The organism is Lentzea sp. NBRC 102530, assembly GCF_030269365.1.
GTDB lineage: Bacteria > Actinomycetota > Actinomycetes > Mycobacteriales > Pseudonocardiaceae > Lentzea.
Map to the genome: position 1 here is coordinate 321104 of NZ_BSTF01000006.1, position 16285 is coordinate 337388.

Here is a 16285-nt window from a genome sequence, read left to right on the forward strand (position 1 = left end):
GGTAGCTCGTACATCGCAGCAAGGGGAGTAGCCGTGGCTCAGGGTTCCGCCACCCGCCGAGTGATCACACCGACGATCGCCATGGCCGTCGTCCTGTCCGGCACCGCGATCACGATCAACCTGGCCACCGACTGGAAGACCAACCTCTGGGCCTGGCTAGGCGTCTTCGCCCTGACCGCCGCCACGGCCGCCGTGTCCTACTGGCTCTACAAGGCCCAGGACCAGTCACAGCCGCCGTCCGTCGAACGCTCGGTCACCGGCGACGTCTCCAACAGCACCGTGATCATCGGAGACGGGAACCAGGTCCAGCGGTGATCGAGCGCTCAGTGGTCGGCCCGGTCGACCACAGCCAGGTGGTGATCGGCAACGACAACACGGTGATCCACAACGCGGACCGCGCACCGATCCGCGTCAGCCCACCGCGCCGTCGCGCGACCGCAGAACGCCTGCTGTTCGGACCCGACACGACGCACCCCACCACAGACCGCCCCCTGACCTGGCTGCGACCAGACGCCGGCGTCGTCCCGATCCAGCCCCGCCCCGAAGACGCAGACCTGCTCTCCTGGTGCACGGGCAACTCCCCGCTACGGGTCCGCCTCCTCTGCGGCCGCGGCGGCCAAGGCAAGACCACTACCGCACGACAACTCGTCAAGGTCCTGCATGCCCGCAAGCACATCGCGGGCTTCCTCGACCTGACTTTCGCCGACGACGCCGAATCAGACTTCGCCCGTCGCCGCTGGGCCGAGATCGAAGCCGCGCTCATGAGTCGCCCAGCCCAACGCGCGATAACCCTCCTGGTTGTCGACTACGCGGAGAACGAACCTCTCTCCCTGCGCCGACTGCTCACTCTGACCCGCGAAGCCCCCACAACTCGCGTGCTGCTCCTGAGCCGCAACGAAGGCAACTGGTGGCCAGATCTCCTGGCCGACCCCACCTGGTCGCCCCTGCTCGACGCCGAATCGACCCGCCTCGAGTCGCTCGCTACCCACCTGCCCGCCGCCGAACTCCACGCGGACGCGGTGCGCCGCTTCGCCGACCGCATCCCCGGCAGCCTCGTACCACCGGACGACTTGCTCCCAGAGTTCGCCACCACGCTCGACCTCTACGCAGACGCGCTCCTGCGAGTGCTGGACGCCGCGGCGGTCGAGCGCGGCGAACAGCCGATCCGCATCGCCGGTGGCGACCCGATCACCGACCTGCTGGCCCACGAGTCACGTCACGTGAAGTCGATGCTCGCCGACCAGCAGATCGAGATGCCCCCGCACGACCGCGATCTGGTCCTGGCAGCCCCGTTCCTGGTACCCGCGCCCACTCTCGACGACGCCGTGCGCCTGCTGCGCACGCTCGGGCTCGAAGGCGGCCACGACGACGCGTGGTTCCGCCGCGTGGCTAAGGTCCTCGGGAAGCTCTACCCCGACGAGCAGACCGGTGGAGTCTGGTCGGCACCACGCCCCGACCGCCTGCCGGACACCCACCTGCTCGCCCTGGCCAACCGTGCCGCATCCGACGGCGACTGGACCGACGTGGTCTCCCGTGTAGCCGCCACCAGCGACGTGGAACTGGCAGGACACGTCTTGAAGGCATTGTCGCGGTGTCTCTCGACGCCTGGAGCGGAGCGCAGGTTCCAGGTCGGGGTAAGGCGTCTCATGGCTGCGGTGGACTGCCTGGTGCGCATGCATCCCAAGGGATATCTGTTACCCGCGCTCCTGTTGTTCCCCGGCAGGGTCACCGACGCCATCAGCGAGGCTGTCGGCGACCCCGAGGCTCTGTCGACAGCCGACGTGGCGGCCGTCGACAACGTGTTGGCGAGGCTCGGGCGCTCCACAGGCCGAGCCTTCGACGTTCTTCACATTTCCCGTCGCCTGATCCAAGACACGGCGCTGGGGCCTGACTCCGACCACGTGGCGGTGGATCGCCACGCTCGCCTGCTGACGCGGTTCAGCTTCCGGTTGGCCCAAGTCGGACAGCACGAGCAGGCGGTTGTTCCCGCCCAACGCGCCGTTGATCTTCGTCAGCGCCTGGTCGCTGACGATCCCGACGGCGACCAGGCGGCCCTGGCCATGGCACTCACCGACCTCGCCGCCCGATTGGGAAACATCGGTCGCCGCGAACAGGCACTGATCCCTGCACATCGCGCTATCGAGATCCAGGAGCAACTCGTCGGGACCGACCCCGACGCGAACCTGCCCAGACTCGCCGGAACCCTCACCAACCTCGCCCACTTGCTCCAGGAGATGGGGAGGTCCGAGCAGGCCTTGATCCCCGCACGTCGCTCGGCCGAAATCTGGGAGCGACTCGTGGAGGCGGACCCCGTGCCTCACCTACCCGATCTCGCCACAGCGCTCAACAACCTGGCCAACACGCTCGCGGAAACAGGACACCGAGAGCAGGCACTGACCGCAGCCGAAAGAGTCCTCGCGATCCGGGAGTCCCAGGCCGAGGCCAACCCAGACGGCTACCTGCCTGATCTCGCCACCGCGCTGAGCAACTTGGCCAACCACCTGCTGGCGGCGGGACGAGCAGGGGAGGCACTGGACGCCGCGGAGCGCAGTGTGGAGATCCGGGAGCGGCTCGTCGACTCGAACGCCGATTTTCACCTGCCCCACCTCGCCGCAGTTCTTACCAACCTGTCCTTGGTCATGTCGCAAGCGGGGCGGCGCGACGAGTCGCTCGTTCCGGCACGACGAGCCATCGACTTGTTCGAAAAGCTCGCCGAGACGAACAGCGATGTCTACCTGGACCTCCTCGCCCGATCTCTGCACAACTTCTCGGTGGTACTGGGGGCGGCGGGGCAAGAAACGGAATCAGCCATCTATGCGGAGCAAGCCGTCTGCCTCTACCAACAGCTCGTCGCCGAGGACCCCGATGGCTATTCGGCCCAGCTCGCCGTCACGAGCAGGAATTTGTCCATTCGATTGGTGACGGTCGCACTGACCGAGTCGGCGCGTACAGATTCGGCGCTCACGGATGACCTTGCCGCGATGGGCGTGGATGCCCGCCTCGACGTCATCGAGCGCGCGGTTGAGGTCTTCCGCCACATCAGCGAAGCGGACGTCAAAGCCCTACTTCCTAACCTCGCGTCCGCACTGGCGAACCTGACGGATCGAGCGGCAGAGATGGACCAGGATCAACAGGCAAGAACTGCCCGTCTGCTTCAGCATCTGGTCGGCGCGTGCTCGGACCTGGACTTCCCGATCCCAGGGATCGCTGAGCTTCGCAACAGCCTGGACGAGGTTCGCGGCCCAGGTTCCGCGTGACTTTGGAGAAGTTCCAAAACGCATGCTTTCAGGTTGACCTCTGGCGAATGGGTGGAGCCAAACGGAACGGTGGCCCTACCGTTCCCGCATGCCATTGCGGAGATCAACGGTGCGCGGCCGTGAGTTCGGGGACGCCCTCCGCGCGTTGCTGCGGGCGGCCGGTCTCACCAACCGCGAAGCCGCCCTCTTGCTGGGTTGGCAGGAGGCCAAGGTCTCCGAGCTGATCAACGGCAAGGAAGGCGTCAGCGACGTCGAACTCGCCCAGTTGCTCGGGCTGTTGCGGACGCCGCCTGCCGAGTTCGCGCATCTGATGGCGTTGCATCGGGAGACGCACCAGCGTGACTGGTTGCAGCCCGCCAAGTCCGGCGTCACGGACCGGGCTCGCACCCTCCGCGAACACGAGAAGATCGCGTCCAGCATCACCGGGCTGTCGATGAACGTCGTGCACGGACTGCTTCAGGTGCCCAACTACACCCGCCACCTCGCCATCGCGAAGCCGGTGCCCGCCGACGAGATCAACCCGCTCGTCGCGAACCGGGGCGCCCGGCAGAACGCGGTTCTCGACGGCTATCGGGCGGTCACGATCTTCATGCACGAGCAGGCGTTGCGGTTGCCGGTCGGAAACCCCGAGATCATGGCGGAGCAGCTGCACCACCTGCTGCGCGCATCGGTGAGGCCGTACCTGACGGTTCGGATGATTCCGACGGAGTTCGGTCCGCATGCGGGGCTTGCCGGCGACTTCGACCTGCTGAAGTTCAAGAAGATCCCGCCGATCGTCTATGTCGAGAGCGAGGGGGCTAACGTCTTCCTCGAAGATCAGCCTTCCGTGGCGCTCTATGACACCGTGGTCGAATCACTCTCTCGGACGGCGTTGGACGAGGCGCAATCGAGGAAGCTGATCACCGACATCATCGGTGAGGGGTTGCGGTATGACCAGGTGGCGGAAGAGCAGCTACAGCGCGAGTGACGGCAACTGCGTCGAGGTCGGCCGTGGAGTCGGCATCAGGGACAGCAAGTCGCCAGCCGTCGAACTGCCGCTCAGCGACCGACAATGGGGCGCGCTGTTGCACCTGGTCAAGGCGAGCTGACAATTTTCTGTCGCCTGTCATTCGCACCCGTTCGGTGATTCGCTGCCCGTGAGCGGCGTCACAGGTGCATGCTGGAGTCCGACGACCTCAGAGCCGAGGACTGATGATCATGACGAGTGCGACTGCGGGCTCCCGCCACAACTGGGAGTCGGACCTGGAGCGCTACCGGACCAGGGCGGTACAGGTGCTCGACACGCACCTGCCCGCCACCACCGGGTGCACCGAGTGCGGTGACCCCTGGCCGTGTGCCAGGGCGTGCACCGCGGAGCTGGTCCTCGAGCTCTGAGCACTACGAGGTCACCCGGCCGAGGAACGCGCTGATCCCGGCCGTCATGCGTTCGACCTGGTCGTCGAGCGACAGCGCCTCCTTGAACCGCGAGCCCGGGCCCGCGCTCTTCTTGCCGCGCAGGTACAGCGAGCACGCCAGGTCGGCGCACACGTAGACGCCGACGGTGTTGCCGAGCTGGCCCGACTTGCCGGCCTTGCGCGCGCTCATCAGGGACACCCCGTCGCCGGAGTGCGTGGTCAGGCACCACGAGCACATCGTCTTGCGCGCCCGCCCGGCCTGCGCGGCCCGTCGCAGGGCGATGCCGGTCAGTGTGCCGTCGAGGTCCATGACGAGGTACGAGCGGTCCGGTGCGGCGGGGTCGGTCCAGCCGAGGAAGTCGAGCGAGTCCCACGGGCGTTCGCCCAGATCCTTGGGTACGTGCATGCGCTTCGCCTCGCCCTTGGTGGAATTGACGAAGGACGCGCGGATGTCGTGTTCGGTCAGCGGCTTCATGACCAGGAACGCTAGGCTTGCCTAGAGGTCCTAGGCAAATCATTAAGCCCTTTAGGAAGGGTGACGGATGGCACGTGCGGGGCTTTCGGCCGATCGCCTCACGGAGGCAGCGGCGGACCTGGCGGACGAGGTCGGCTTCGAGAACGTCACGGTCTCGGCCCTGGCGCGCCACTTCGGCGTGAAGGACGCCTCCCTCTACTCGCACATCCGCAACGCCCAGGACCTGCGCGTGCGCCTCGCGGTGCTGGCCCTGTCGGAACTGGCCGACCAGGCCGCGGCCGCCATCGCCGGTCGTTCGGGCAAGGACGCGCTGGTCGCGTTCGCCGGCGCCTACCGCCGCTACGCGCACGAACACCCCGGCCGCTACACCGCGACCCAGATGGCCCTGGACCCGGACACCGTCGCGACCGGTCCGTCCGAACGGCACGCCGACCTGACCAGGGCCGTCCTGCGTGGCTACCGGTTGTGGGAGCCGGACGAGACCGATGCCGTCCGCTTCCTGCACAGCACGCTGCACGGGTACGTGACGCTGGAGCGGGCGGGCGCGTTCCACAGCCATCCGCGCGGCGTCGAGGCGTCGTGGTTGCGTGCTCTCGACGCGCTGGACTCGTTGCTGAGCGACTGGCCTGCGGGTTAGGCTCCCGGCAGAATCGAGTCCCGCGTCCGCGCATGAGCGGATCCCCCTACGACCACGCGGTCGCACTCCACCGCCGGTTCCCCGACGGCCCACCGCCCAGGGACGGCGCCCCTTATCCCGACGAGGAACGCCAGCGTGCCCGCCCACCTCGGCAACGGCACAGCCACCGTTCCCTCGGAGTCGCCACCGCTGCCGCTTTCGACGCGTACTTCTCGTCTCGACGAGTTCGGTCGAGCGACTCGCCGAGACGTTGACCGCGGTCGGGGCGCTCAACCGGCTCAACGACCACGTCACCGCAGCGGTACTGCGCGCGAACAGGTGGCACGTCCGCCGGGCGGGACGCTCGCTGGTGCGCACGGCGAGGACCGCGGTGTGGTCGCCGCCGATCTGGGCCTGCCGGCGAGCGACGACCACGCCGGCGACATCTCGCTGCTGCGCACGATCGGGCTGCTGTCCCACTCGTTCGCCCCGCTCGTGTCCGACGCCCTGCTCCGTCGCAAGGACGGTGTGATGGCGCTGACCTGGCTCGGCGATCGCACGGGCAGGCTGCTGGGAGTCCTCGCCTACGCCAGCGGAATGGGCACTGACCTGTGGCACTACCCGGCGGCCGTCCCGGTGGTCGAGGCCTACGCCCGGCAGGTGGCGCGGCTGCCTGGGACCGAAGGACGCCGCGCCGTGCGCACCTGCCTGGCCGAAGCCCTGCGCAAGAAGCCGTTGCCCGGCCTCGAACCGGCCGTCCTGCTCGCTCAGGCGGCTCGCTTGAAGAAGTTGACCAGGTTGCCGTCGGGGTCGCGGACCAGCAACGACCGGTTGCCCCACGGCATCGTCGTGGGCTCCTGGACGACCTCGACGCCGGCCAGGTTCTCGTGCACGCCGTCCACGTCGTCGACGAGGAACTCGATGATGACGCTGCGGTTGGCCTCGGGTTCGGCGCTGCCCGCCGCGAACATCGCGACGGTGCGGGTGCTGCCGATCGCGAGGGTGGCGGCGGGCATCCTGAGCTCGGCGAAGTCCTCGGTGGCCCACTCGGCGCGGGTGCCGGTCGCACGTTCGTAGAAGGCGGTGAGGCGGGCGACGTCGGAGGTGATGATGCGGATCGATGCGAAGGTCATGGACCGCACGCTAGGAGCAATACCGGGCAGAACCCGCCCGGTATTTGCGGGATACTTCTCGATGTGACCCGGCCGATAGCACGTGTGCTCTCGCTCTTGGAGCTGCTCCAATCCGGCGGTGTGCGGACGGTCGCCGAGCTCGCCTCGCGGCTGGACGTGGACGAACGGACCGTTCGCCGGTACGTCGGCCACCTGCTCGACCTCGACGTTCCGGTCGAGTCCGTGCGCGGGCGGCACGGTGGTTATCGGCTCGTGGCCGGGTACCGGATGCCGCCGTTGATGCTGAGCGACGACGAGGCGCTGGCGGTGCTGGTCGCGCTGGCGCCCGTGACGGGCACGGCGAGCGAGACCGCGGCCGCGAAGATCCGCCGGGTGTTGCCCCCGCGGCTGGGCGAACGGCTCGACGCCCTGCTGAGCGCGCTGGCGTTCACCTCGCCCGGCACGGCCAGTGCTCCCGAGGCTGCGGTGCTGCTCGCGCTCGCCGACGCGGTGACGCACCACCGGCCGGTGTCGATCCGCTACCCCTCCGGCGAACGGGCGTTGCACGCGCACGGGCTCGTCGCGCACGCCGGGAAGTGGTACGTCACCGGCATCGATCCGGGCCTCGGCGAGGAGCGGACGTTCCGGCTGGACCGGATCGCCTCGGTGCGGACGTTGCCGGGTTCGTTCGAGCCGCCTGAGCAGTTTGACGCGGCCGAACGCCTGCTGGCCGGGTTCGCGACCGCTCCGCACCGGCACGAGGTGACGCTGCGGATCCAGGGGACCGTCGCGCAGATCCGCGCCCGACTGCCTGCGAGCGTCGCGGTGGTGGAGCCGGGCGACGACGGGTGGTCGCACGTGGAGATGCGGGTGGAACGGCTCGACTGGCTGCCGGGCGTGCTCGCGCTGCTCGACCTGCCGTTCGTGATCGAAAGGCCTGACGAGCTGCGCGACCTCGTCGTGGAGAGTGCGCGGCGGCTGGTGGAGCGGGCGAACTCCCGGCCGTGATCACAGGCGAGGGCGGGTCAGGAGTCTGGACAGCACGATGGCGCTTTCGGTGCGGTCGATGAGGGGCGCCGAGCGGACCCGTTGGATCGCCTGCTCGAGGTGCGGGATGTCGCGGGCTAGCAGGTAGAGCATCGCGTCGGCGGCGCCGGAGACCGTGCACGCCTCGACGACCTCGGGGATGTCGTGCAACGCCTTGGTGAGCGCGGCCGGGGTCGGGTTGCCCTTGCAGTAGACCTCGACGAACGCCTCGGTGCGCCACGCCATCGCCTGCGGGTCGACCACGGCGCTGAAGCCGCGGATGGCACCGGTCGTGACCAGGCGGTCGAGGCGTCTCTTCGCGGCTGACGGGGACAGGCCCGCCTCCTTGCCGATCTCGGCGTAGGTGGCACGGGCGTCGCGGAGCACGCAGCGGATGATCGCCTCGTCGATGGAGTCCATACGCAAAGATCTGCCACAGCAGGCTGTTCTTTGCAAAGTTTTCGCTGTTGAACGCCGTTGATGGCGATTGTTGGCGTGGCCGGGCGTACCTAGTGTCCGGCTGGTGACCATCAACGATGTCGAGGCGGCCGCGCTCGCGGCGGTGGACGAGGCGGCGATCGGACCGCTGCTGCTGGACCTGCTGCGGGTGCCGAGCGTGACGGGCAGTGCGGCGGAGTCCGATCTGCAGCACGTGCTGGCCGGGCGGTTGGGACAGCTCGATCTGGACGTCGACCTGTGGTCGATGGACCTGGAGGCGCTGCGGGCGCACCCGGACTTCCCCGGCGGCGAGGCGCCGCGCACCGAGGCGTGGGGGTTGGTCGGCACCCGTGGTGGTGACGACGGGCCGACGCTGATCCTGCAGGGACACGTCGACGTCGTGCCCGCTGGTGACCTCGCGCAGTGGCGGGGTGATCCGTTCCGGCCGCGCGTCGAGGGCGGTGCTGTGCACGGGCGCGGGGCGTGCGACATGAAGGCGGGTGTGGTGGCGATCCTCGTCGCACTGCAGGCGCTGCGCTCGGTTCCGTTGCGCGGCAAGGTGTCCGCGCACTTCGTGGTCAGCGAAGAAGACGGTGGGCTCGGGGCGTTCGGGACCTTGCGGCGCGGGCACACCGGTGACTGCTGCGTCATCACCGAGCCGACCAGCGGCGCGCTCATGGTCGCCAACGCCGGCGCGCTCACGTTCCGCGTCGAGGTGCCCGGCCGGGCCACGCACGGCAGCACCCGGTACGCGGGCGTCAGCGCCATCGACGCCTACCTGCCGATCCACGCCGCTCTCGCCCGGCTGGAGGCGCGTCGCAACGTCGAGGTCGATCCGCTGCTGGCCGACTACCCGGTGGCGTACCCGTTGTCGGTGGGCACGGTGCAGGCCGGTGACTGGGCGAGCAGCGTGCCGGACCTGCTGGTGGCCGAGGGACGGCTCGGCGTGGCGCTGGGGGAGGACCCGGCGCAGGCCCGTGCGTCGCTGGAGGCCTGCGTGGCCGAGGCGTGTGCCGGTGATCCGTGGCTGCGCGAGCACCCCGCGGTCGTGACGTGGCCCGGTGGTCAGTTCGCGAGCGGACGGCTGCCGGTCGGTCATCCGCTCGCGGCTCTGGTCGGTGAGGCGCACGCTGACATCACACGGACTTCACCTCCTGCTTTGCGCGGGGCTCCCTACGGCAGCGATCTGAGGCTGTACGCGGGGGAGGGCATTCCGACGCTCCAGTACGGGCCCGGTGAGGTCCGGTTCGCCCACGGTCCCCAGGAGCACGTTTTTCTGAGCGAGGTCGTCACGGTCGCCCGTGCCCTGGTCCTCACCGCATTACGTTGCGTCGGCTCTCGCTGACCGGTGTTTCTGGCCGCCGATAACGTTCACTTATCGGCGGCCAGCATTCTCCCGCCCCATTGAGTAGCGTTGCGTTTGATAACGTTAGTGCACACGTAATTCTGCTACGATATGCGGGTGGAGACGAGCTGTAACTTCCCGGGCTGCGAACGCCCCGTTTTTCGAGGTGGCGGGCCCGGCAGGCCCTCGGAGTACTGCGACCTGCCCGAGCACACGCGCTGGCGGGCGTGGCGGGAACGGCAGCGGCTGGCCGAGACCCCCGAACAAAACCTGGAGGTCGTCACCGTGACGAATCTCCCGAGGGTCTCCGGTACCGCCAAGATCAGGGCCGAAGAGCTCCTCGACCGGTTCCGGGTGCTGTCCGAGCAGATGACCCAGACCCTCGGACGGGCCGTCAGCGAACTGAACGCGATGGCGGACCCGAGCGTCGCGGAGAGCCAGATCCAGGCGGCCGAGGCCGAGGCGGCCCGCCGGGTGGCGGAGGCCCAGGCGGACCTGGCCGCGGCGGAACGGCGCCGGCACGACGCGGAACAGGCGCGCAAGGCAGCCGAGGAGATGACCGAGCAAGCGGTGCGGGCGGCGGAGGAAGCCGACGGGGCCGCGGACCGGGCGCTGACCGAGAGGGACGAGGCGCTGGCGGCGGCTCGGGCCGCGCGGGAGTCGGCGGAGGCGGCGATCGCCGAGGTGCGGGTGCAGGCGGCCGCTGTGGTCGAGGAGATCCGGGCCGAGGCCGAGCAGGCCAAGGACGACGCGGTGAAGCACGCGGAGCAGGCTCGGCGGCAGGCGGCCAAGGAGATCGAGCAGGCACGGGTCTCGGCGGCCGAGGAGGTGGAACGCGTGCGGGGCGAGACCGCCCAGCAACTGGACGAGGCGCGGGCGAGCGCAGCACGGCAGGTGGAGGAAGCCCAAGCGCACGCCACCGCTGAAATCGAGCAGGCGCGCAGTGCGGCCGCGCAGGAGCTCGAGCGGGTGCGCAGCGAGGCCCAGACCATCGCTGACCAGTCCAAAGCCGAGGCGGCCGAGGCCGTTCACGCCGCCCAGCAGGCGCGGCAGGAAGCGGCGGACACCGTCAGCCGGGCCGCCAAGGCCCGGGATCTGGCCGTGGTGCGGGCGGAACGGGCCGAGCAGGCCGCCGGCGACGCGAAGGCCGAGTTGGAGCGGTCACGGGCCGAGTTCGAGGTGCGATTGGAGCGGGCTCGGCAGGAGGCGGCGGAGCAGGTGGCCGCAGTGCGGCAGACGTTGGCCGTGGTGGAGGACGCACGGGCGCAGACGTTGACCCGGGCCGAGCGGGCGGAACGTCAGCTGGACGAGGCCAGTGAGGAGCTCCGGGCTGCCCGGCGCGCGAAGACCTCGTCCTGAGAGACGGTCATCTCGCGCAGTGCCGACTTGCGTTCGCGGGTGGTGAGGCGGTCCAGGTAGAGACGGCCATAAAGGTGATCGGTCTCGTGGTGCAGGCAGCGGGCGAAGTAGCCGGTGCCCTCGACGACGAGGGGCTCGCCGTTCTTGTCCTGACCGCGCACGACCGCGCGGTCAGGGCGGGCCACCGTGCGGTACGGGCCCGGCACGGACAGGCAGCCCTCGGGTTCCTCGAGGAGTGTGCGCTGGTCGGCGGCCAGGTCGTCGAGGACCGGGTTGCAGATGTGGCCTCGGTGGTGGGTGCCGCGTTCGTCGGTCATGTCCCACACGAACAGCTGCAGGTCGACGCCCACCTGGTTGGCGGCGATCGCGGCGCCCTCGGCGACCCAGTTCGTCGCGACCATGTCGTCGATGAGCTGGTCGAGTTCGGCGCTGCCGAACTCGGTGACCTCGCGGCAGCGGCGGGCCAGGACTTCCTCACCTACGACGGTGATGCGGCGCGGGGTGCCGCGGAGAACCTCGGACATGCTTTGCAAAGTAGCAGTCTTTGCAAAGCGGTAGGGTGTCGGGCATGTCTCGACGGCCGCTTCCCGACCATCCCGTGCGCGTGGCGTTGCTCGACCTGCTGGCTGAGCGCGGCACGCTGACTTCGACGCAGGCCGCCGCGCTGCTCGGGCAGAGTTCCGGGTTGTGCTCGTTCCACCTGCGGCAACTCGCCGATCTGGGGCTCATCGAGGAGGCTCCGCACCAGGGCGGGAAAGCGCGGCCGTGGCAGCTGCGGTGGGAGACCGAGGACGAGGTGCCGGCTGACGAGGGGTTCAGCGCGCTCATCCACGTGACGCCGCGGGAGATGGCGGAGATCGGGGCGTCGATCCAGCGGTTGTTGTTCCGGTACCGGGATCGGGGCACGCGGCCGGCGGACGCGGTGGCGGTGACGGCGGAGGTCCGGTTGCGCAGCGGCGATCCGGTAGGCGGCGACCCAGTAGGCTGAGCGGCGATGTCTCAGCTGAAGGGCGACTGCGCCAACTGCTTCGGGTTGTGCTGTGTGGCGCTGCCGTTCGCCAAGTCGGCCGACTTCGCCGCCACCAAGGACGCCGGTACGCCGTGCCGCAACCTGCTGGCCGATCACCGGTGCGGCATCCACGACAAGTTGCGGCAGAGCGGGTATCCGGGCTGCACGGTCTACGACTGCTTCGGTGCCGGTCAGCGGGTGTCGCAGACGGTCTTCGCCGGCACGGACTGGCGCACCGCCGGGCGCGAGCAGATGTTCGCGGTGTTCCCCGTGGTCAGGCAGTTGCACGAGCTGCTGTTCTACCTCGACCAGGCGCACCGGCTGGACCCGCACGACGACCTGGCCGAGGCGTTCGCCGAGGTGGAACGGCACACCGTCGCCGACCCCGACGCCATCCTGGCGCTCGACGTCGCCGAGATCCGCGCGAAGGTCAACGTCCTGCTGCTGCGCACCAGCGAACGGCTGCGGACCAGCGCGAAGTCCTACCGGGGCGCGGACCTGATCGGCGCGCGGCTGCGCAACAAGAACCTCGCGAGCGCCGACTTCCGCGGTGCGTACCTGATCGGTGCCGATCTCACCGGCTCGGACCTGTCGCGGGCGGACATGATCGGCGCGGACCTGCGCGGGGCCGACCTGTCGGGAGCGGACCTGGGCACCTGCCTGTTCCTGACCCAGCCGCAGGTCAACGCCGCGCGGGGCGACGCGAGGACGAAGCTGCCCGAGGCGTTGACCCGTCCCGCGCACTGGGCGGCCCAGCCCGCCCGGCGCCGCTAGACGACCACCACCCGACACCCACACGGGTTCGACCTGCGATTTCGGTTTGACTGAAATTTCAGTCAGGAATACCGTGGGGTGTATGAACAGGCGCAACTTCGTGCAGGCGGCGGCCGCGGCCATCAGCGGTGTGCTCGCCGGCTGCGCGAGTGGGACGAGCGGAGACACCGTGTCCAAGGCGAGCAACGACACGAGGCGGTGGGTGATGCCCGAGGAGGGCGAGCCGCACCGCCGGACGTGGATGGCGTTCGCGGCGAGCGACCGGATCTGGGGACGGGACCTGCCGCGGGTGCGGGCGGACCAGGCGCGGATCGCCACCACGATCGCCCGGTTCGAACCGGTTTCGGTGCTGGTGCGGGCCGAGGACCTGGAGGCCGCCCGGCCGCTGATGCCCGGTGTCGAGTTGGTGACCGCCGAGCTCGACGACCTGTGGGTGCGCGACACCGGGCCGGTGTTCGTGCGCGACGGGGGCGCGGTGGACTTCAACTTCAACGGCTGGGGCGGCAAGCAGCAGCACGGCCGGGACAAGAGGGTCGCGGGCTTCGTCGCCGGTCAGGCCGGGGCCGAGCACGTGCGCACGGACCTGGTGCTGGAGGGTGGCGCGCTGGAGGTCGACGGGCAGGGCACGGCGATCATCACCGAGAGCTGCGTGCTCAACGGCAACCGCAACCGCGGCTGGAGGAAGTCCGACGTCGAGGAGGAACTCGCCCACCTGCTCGGCATCCGGAAGGTGATCTGGCTGCCGGGCATCGCCGGCAAGGACATCACCGACGGCCACACGGACTTCTACGCGCGCTTCGCCGGACCGGGCGTCGTGGTGGCGGGACTGGACAACGACCCCGAGTCGTTCGACTACGACGTCACGCGCCGGCACCTGGAGATCCTGCGGGGTGCGACGGACGCGGCGGGCCGGCCGCTCCGGGTCGAGGTGCTGGAGGGACCGGAGCAGACGCGGGTGCGCGACGACGACTTCGCGGCCGGGTACATCAACTTCTACGTGTGCAACGGCGCGGTCGTCGGACCCGAGTTCGGGGACGCGCGGACGGACGCGGCGGCGAAGGCGACGATGGAGCGGCTGTTCCCCGGACGTACGGTGGTGCAGATCAACATCGACGCCATCGCGTCGGGCGGTGGCGGCATCCACTGCACCACGCAACAAGAACCCAGGTGAGGACTCCAGTGTCGGACCGCAGGACCCAGATGCTCGAAGCCGCGGTGCGGGTGATCGCGCAGGACGGTGTGCGCGGCCTGCGGGTGGAGAAGCTCGCGGCCGAGGCCGGGGTGTCGACGGCGTTGATCTACTACCACTTCAAGGACCGCGCCGGGATCCTGCGGGCCGCGCTGGAGCACGTGAACCACCGCGCCCTCGCCTACACCAGCGAGGAAACCCGTTCCGACGTTCCGCGCGAGCAGGTCGAGCAGATGCTGCTGGGCGAGCTGCGCGACGACGACCGGGTGCGCGAGACCAGCGTCGCGTGGGGTGAGCTGCGGGCGAGCGCCGCGTTCCACGAGGAGCTGCGGGCGCCGTTGCGCACGGCGACCGAGGCGTGGAACGACGACGTGGCGGCCCTGGTGGGCCAGGTGCGTACGGACGTGGACGCGGGGGCCGTCGCGGAACGGCTCACCGCGCTCGTCGAGGGGCTCAGCGAACGGTGGCACAGCGGGACGCTGACCGTGGACCGGGCGCGTGAACTGCTGTCCGGTGCGATCGCCCGGGAGCTGGACGGGGCGTGAGGGTGGCGTTCACGGCGACCGACGAGCTCGACGGCGTGTCGAGGCTCGCCGGCATCGTGCTGCGGGTGTGTCAGACGGCGAGGCGTTGCTGGGCGACGGCGCGCGCGAAGCCCTCGACGTTGTCGATCATGATGTTGTGGCCGGTGTTGGGCACGGAGACGAGCTGGACGCCGGCACCGGCGAGTTCGCGGCCGCCGCTGGGCGGTGCGTCCTCGGGGTGCAGGAAGACGCGCGGGATCTCCAGTTCCAGCAACAGCTTGCGCATCGTCGGCGAGGTGCCGCGGACGAGGTCGACGGCGCTGCGGTAGAGGGCTTCGCGGCCCGCCATGCGCATGGTGGCGGCCCAGTGCGGGCCCACGTCGCGCAGGACGCGGTCGAAGCCGTGGCTGAGGAAGTCGGCCTCGCCGTAGGCGGCGATGCCCCGGCTGCCGGGGGCGCCCAGCGACGGGGTGGTGGGGTCGATGTTGGGGTCGACGAGGACGAGCGACCGCACCATCTCGGGGTGGCGGGCGGCGAGCACGATGGCGACGGCGCCGCCCATGCTGTGGCCGATGATCTCGCTGCGCCGCAGGCCGATCTTGGCGAGGGCGACGGCGAGGGCGTCGGCGTGGCCTTCCAGCGAGTAGGCGAACCCGCTGGGACGGTCGCTGATGCCGAAGCCCAGCATGTCCACCATGAGGCTGCGGCGGCCTGCCAGCAGCGGGTGCGCGACGGCTTCCGCGTAGTAGGGAGCCGACGAGGCGCCCAGTCCGTGCAGGTAGACGCGTGCGGGTGAGGCTCCCGGCACTTCGACCCAGCGGATCCGGACCCCAGGTCTGATCTCGACGGCGCGCATGTCTCTCCCGGCGGTAATCGGTTTCCGGACCCTACCCCGCGCTCCGAACGGCCGAGAGCGGTTTCGAGAGTCCGTTCTCATCTGGTCAACGAGCGGTGCGGACACCACCGCGAGCAACAGCGGCACGGCGGTGGACACGAAGGTGTGGGCGAATCCTATGGCGGTGACCGCGGCGGCCAGCAGCGTGGCGATGATCACCAGGCCGGGCAGCCGGCTCTGCTCGCCGTACCGCGGTGCGGCGGCGAGGGCGAGCGGCAGGGCGACGGCGGTGGGGGCCGGCGGCGGGACCCAGGCGCGGCGAAGGGCCATCGCGTGATGTTCGTCCTTCGCGGCGGCGATCAACAGCGACCGAACGGCGGCTTTTGAGACAGGCCATAGCTCGTGCGCGCGAGCGCCTGACCGGTCAGGCCTTCTCCTCGTTCACCTCGAACGCCGTCAGGCCGTCGTCGAGCGCTCCGGTGAGGTCGGCGACGAGCAGCTGGGTGAGGGTGCCGTCGAAGGTCTGTTCCTGGTACTCGGTGTCCCACACGATCGTCCAGCGGTCGGGGTCCGGGTCCGCGGTGTCCCACCATACGACGGCACGTCCCTCGGTGGTGGCGCACAGCAGCAGGCCGCCGGGCTCGGGGAACAGCGGGCGGGTCGTGAACTCGCGGATGCCCTCTGCCTGCACGGCGTGCTCGCCCGGCACGTCGTCGGGCGACACCAGGAAGATGCCGGCGAGGGCGAGGTGGCCGTAGCCGTCGACCAGGCGCTTGTAGTCCGACGGCAGGGCGCTGCCCAGGGCGGTTTCGATCGCGGGCCAGTCGAAGAAGTGCCGCGACGGGTCGTAGCGCAGTTCGGACATCGGGTAGGCGAGGCCCGGCGGGAAGGCGGCGAGGACGTCCTGCAGGCGGGCGAGATCAGCGGGCACG

General features: G+C 69.9%; 19 protein-coding genes. 13 read left to right on the plus strand and 6 right to left on the minus strand.

The features are described 5' to 3' along the window. Nucleotides 1–33 precede the first annotated feature (33 nt). The 5 genes from QSK25_RS18710 (at nucleotide 34) to QSK25_RS18730 (ending at nucleotide 4631) form a co-directional block, all read left to right on the plus strand. Complete coding sequence (locus QSK25_RS18710) at nucleotides 34–315, plus strand: hypothetical protein (protein ID WP_285639824.1); 282 nt, start codon at nucleotides 34–36, stop codon at nucleotides 313–315. Continuing rightward, nucleotides 312–3257, plus strand: coding sequence for a tetratricopeptide repeat protein (locus QSK25_RS18715; protein ID WP_285639825.1), 2946 nt, complete (start codon nucleotides 312–314; stop codon nucleotides 3255–3257). Before QSK25_RS18710 ends, QSK25_RS18715 begins: the two co-directional genes overlap by 4 nt. A gap of 88 nt (nucleotides 3258–3345) precedes the next feature. Next, on the plus strand, nucleotides 3346–4224 hold the full coding sequence (locus QSK25_RS18720) for a helix-turn-helix domain-containing protein (protein ID WP_285639826.1): 879 nt from the start codon (nucleotides 3346–3348) through the stop codon (nucleotides 4222–4224). Further along, a complete protein-coding gene (locus QSK25_RS18725) occupies nucleotides 4187–4345 on the plus strand; it encodes a DUF397 domain-containing protein (RefSeq protein ID WP_285639827.1) in 159 nt (52 codons plus the stop codon). Before QSK25_RS18720 ends, QSK25_RS18725 begins: the two co-directional genes overlap by 38 nt. Nucleotides 4346–4454: 109 nt before the next feature. Next, on the plus strand, nucleotides 4455–4631 hold the full coding sequence (locus QSK25_RS18730) for a hypothetical protein (protein ID WP_285639828.1): 177 nt from the start codon (nucleotides 4455–4457) through the stop codon (nucleotides 4629–4631). Between the two features lie 3 nt (nucleotides 4632–4634). Here the strand turns inward: QSK25_RS18730 and QSK25_RS18735 are convergent, their stop codons facing one another. Beyond that, the gene (locus QSK25_RS18735; RefSeq protein ID WP_285639829.1) at nucleotides 4635–5126 is read right to left on the minus strand and encodes an FBP domain-containing protein; all 492 of its coding nucleotides are present in this window, start codon (nucleotides 5124–5126) and stop codon (nucleotides 4635–4637) included. A 67-nt stretch (nucleotides 5127–5193) separates the two neighbouring features. On the opposite strand from QSK25_RS18735, the gene QSK25_RS18740 reads away from it, so the two are divergent. Further along, entirely contained in the window at nucleotides 5194–5763 is a 570-nt protein-coding gene (locus tag QSK25_RS18740; protein ID WP_285639830.1) for a TetR/AcrR family transcriptional regulator, read from the plus strand. A 746-nt stretch (nucleotides 5764–6509) separates the two neighbouring features. Here QSK25_RS18740 and QSK25_RS18745 read toward each other — a convergent pair. After that, complete coding sequence (locus QSK25_RS18745; protein ID WP_285639835.1) at nucleotides 6510–6875, minus strand: VOC family protein; 366 nt, start codon at nucleotides 6873–6875, stop codon at nucleotides 6510–6512. An 84-nt stretch (nucleotides 6876–6959) separates the two neighbouring features. Between QSK25_RS18745 and QSK25_RS18750 the strand changes: the two genes are divergently transcribed. Then, on the plus strand, nucleotides 6960–7862 hold the full coding sequence (locus QSK25_RS18750; protein ID WP_502881868.1) for a helix-turn-helix transcriptional regulator: 903 nt from the start codon (nucleotides 6960–6962) through the stop codon (nucleotides 7860–7862). On the opposite strand, the gene QSK25_RS18755 is transcribed toward QSK25_RS18750, so the two are convergent. Then, a complete protein-coding gene (locus QSK25_RS18755) occupies nucleotides 7863–8300 on the minus strand; it encodes an Lrp/AsnC family transcriptional regulator (RefSeq protein ID WP_285639839.1) in 438 nt (145 codons plus the stop codon). A gap of 103 nt (nucleotides 8301–8403) precedes the next feature. On the opposite strand from QSK25_RS18755, the gene QSK25_RS18760 reads away from it, so the two are divergent. Together QSK25_RS18760 and QSK25_RS18765 are read left to right on the plus strand one after the other, a co-directional pair. Continuing rightward, nucleotides 8404–9663, plus strand: a complete 1260-nt coding sequence (locus tag QSK25_RS18760; RefSeq protein WP_285639840.1) for an ArgE/DapE family deacylase — start codon at nucleotides 8404–8406, stop codon at nucleotides 9661–9663. A 117-nt stretch (nucleotides 9664–9780) separates the two neighbouring features. Further along, a complete protein-coding gene (locus tag QSK25_RS18765) occupies nucleotides 9781–11022 on the plus strand; it encodes a coiled-coil domain-containing protein (protein ID WP_285639841.1) in 1242 nt (413 codons plus the stop codon). On the opposite strand, the gene def is transcribed toward QSK25_RS18765, so the two are convergent. After that, on the minus strand, nucleotides 10962–11546 hold the full coding sequence (gene def / locus QSK25_RS18770; protein WP_285639842.1) for a peptide deformylase: 585 nt from the start codon (nucleotides 11544–11546) through the stop codon (nucleotides 10962–10964). The genes QSK25_RS18765 and def overlap by 61 nt on opposite strands. A gap of 44 nt (nucleotides 11547–11590) precedes the next feature. Here def and QSK25_RS18775 point away from each other — a divergent pair, with 44 nt between their 5' ends. The 4 genes from QSK25_RS18775 (at nucleotide 11591) to QSK25_RS18790 (ending at nucleotide 14539) form a co-directional block, all read left to right on the plus strand. Beyond that, nucleotides 11591–12010, plus strand: coding sequence for a winged helix-turn-helix domain-containing protein (locus tag QSK25_RS18775; protein WP_285639843.1), 420 nt, complete (start codon nucleotides 11591–11593; stop codon nucleotides 12008–12010). 6 nt (nucleotides 12011–12016) lie between these two features. After that, the gene (locus QSK25_RS18780) at nucleotides 12017–12805 is read left to right on the plus strand and encodes a pentapeptide repeat-containing protein (protein WP_285639844.1); all 789 of its coding nucleotides are present in this window, start codon (nucleotides 12017–12019) and stop codon (nucleotides 12803–12805) included. Nucleotides 12806–12887: 82 nt separating this feature from the next. After that, nucleotides 12888–13976 carry an agmatine deiminase family protein gene (locus QSK25_RS18785; protein WP_285639845.1) on the plus strand — a complete coding sequence of 363 codons (1089 nt, stop codon included), beginning with the start codon at nucleotides 12888–12890 and terminating at the stop codon, nucleotides 13974–13976. After that, entirely contained in the window at nucleotides 13973–14539 is a 567-nt protein-coding gene (locus QSK25_RS18790; RefSeq protein WP_285639846.1) for a TetR/AcrR family transcriptional regulator, read from the plus strand. Before QSK25_RS18785 ends, QSK25_RS18790 begins: the two co-directional genes overlap by 4 nt. 70 nt (nucleotides 14540–14609) lie before the next feature. On the opposite strand, the gene QSK25_RS18795 is transcribed toward QSK25_RS18790, so the two are convergent. Together QSK25_RS18795 and QSK25_RS18800 are read right to left on the minus strand one after the other, a co-directional pair. Next, entirely contained in the window at nucleotides 14610–15683 is a 1074-nt protein-coding gene (locus QSK25_RS18795) for an alpha/beta fold hydrolase (protein WP_285639849.1), read from the minus strand. Between the two features lie 94 nt (nucleotides 15684–15777). Continuing rightward, nucleotides 15778–16284 carry a hypothetical protein gene (locus QSK25_RS18800; protein ID WP_285639850.1) on the minus strand — a complete coding sequence of 169 codons (507 nt, stop codon included), beginning with the start codon at nucleotides 16282–16284 and terminating at the stop codon, nucleotides 15778–15780. Between the last annotated feature and the right edge of the window lies 1 nt (nucleotide 16285).

Bases quoted from the DNA above. Each gene is read 5' to 3' on its own strand.
- QSK25_RS18720 (WP_285639826.1), top strand. From the start codon at position 3,346: ATGCCATTGCGGAGATCAACGGTGCGCGGCCGTGAGTTCGGGGACGCC.
- QSK25_RS18795 (WP_285639849.1), bottom strand. From the start codon at position 15,683: ATGGCCCTTCGCCGCGCCTGGGTCCCGCCGCCGGCCCCCACCGCCGTC.
- QSK25_RS18735 (WP_285639829.1), bottom strand. From the start codon at position 5,126: ATGAAGCCGCTGACCGAACACGACATCCGCGCGTCCTTCGTCAATTCC.
- QSK25_RS18725 (WP_285639827.1), top strand. From the start codon at position 4,187: ATGACCAGGTGGCGGAAGAGCAGCTACAGCGCGAGTGACGGCAACTGC.
- def (WP_285639842.1), bottom strand. From the start codon at position 11,546: ATGTCCGAGGTTCTCCGCGGCACCCCGCGCCGCATCACCGTCGTAGGT.
- QSK25_RS18775 (WP_285639843.1), top strand. From the start codon at position 11,591: ATGTCTCGACGGCCGCTTCCCGACCATCCCGTGCGCGTGGCGTTGCTC.
- QSK25_RS18730 (WP_285639828.1), top strand. From the start codon at position 4,455: ATGACGAGTGCGACTGCGGGCTCCCGCCACAACTGGGAGTCGGACCTG.
- QSK25_RS18740 (WP_285639830.1), top strand. From the start codon at position 5,194: ATGGCACGTGCGGGGCTTTCGGCCGATCGCCTCACGGAGGCAGCGGCG.
- QSK25_RS18745 (WP_285639835.1), bottom strand. From the start codon at position 6,875: ATGACCTTCGCATCGATCCGCATCATCACCTCCGACGTCGCCCGCCTC.
- QSK25_RS18755 (WP_285639839.1), bottom strand. From the start codon at position 8,300: ATGGACTCCATCGACGAGGCGATCATCCGCTGCGTGCTCCGCGACGCC.
- QSK25_RS18785 (WP_285639845.1), top strand. From the start codon at position 12,888: ATGAACAGGCGCAACTTCGTGCAGGCGGCGGCCGCGGCCATCAGCGGT.
- QSK25_RS18780 (WP_285639844.1), top strand. From the start codon at position 12,017: ATGTCTCAGCTGAAGGGCGACTGCGCCAACTGCTTCGGGTTGTGCTGT.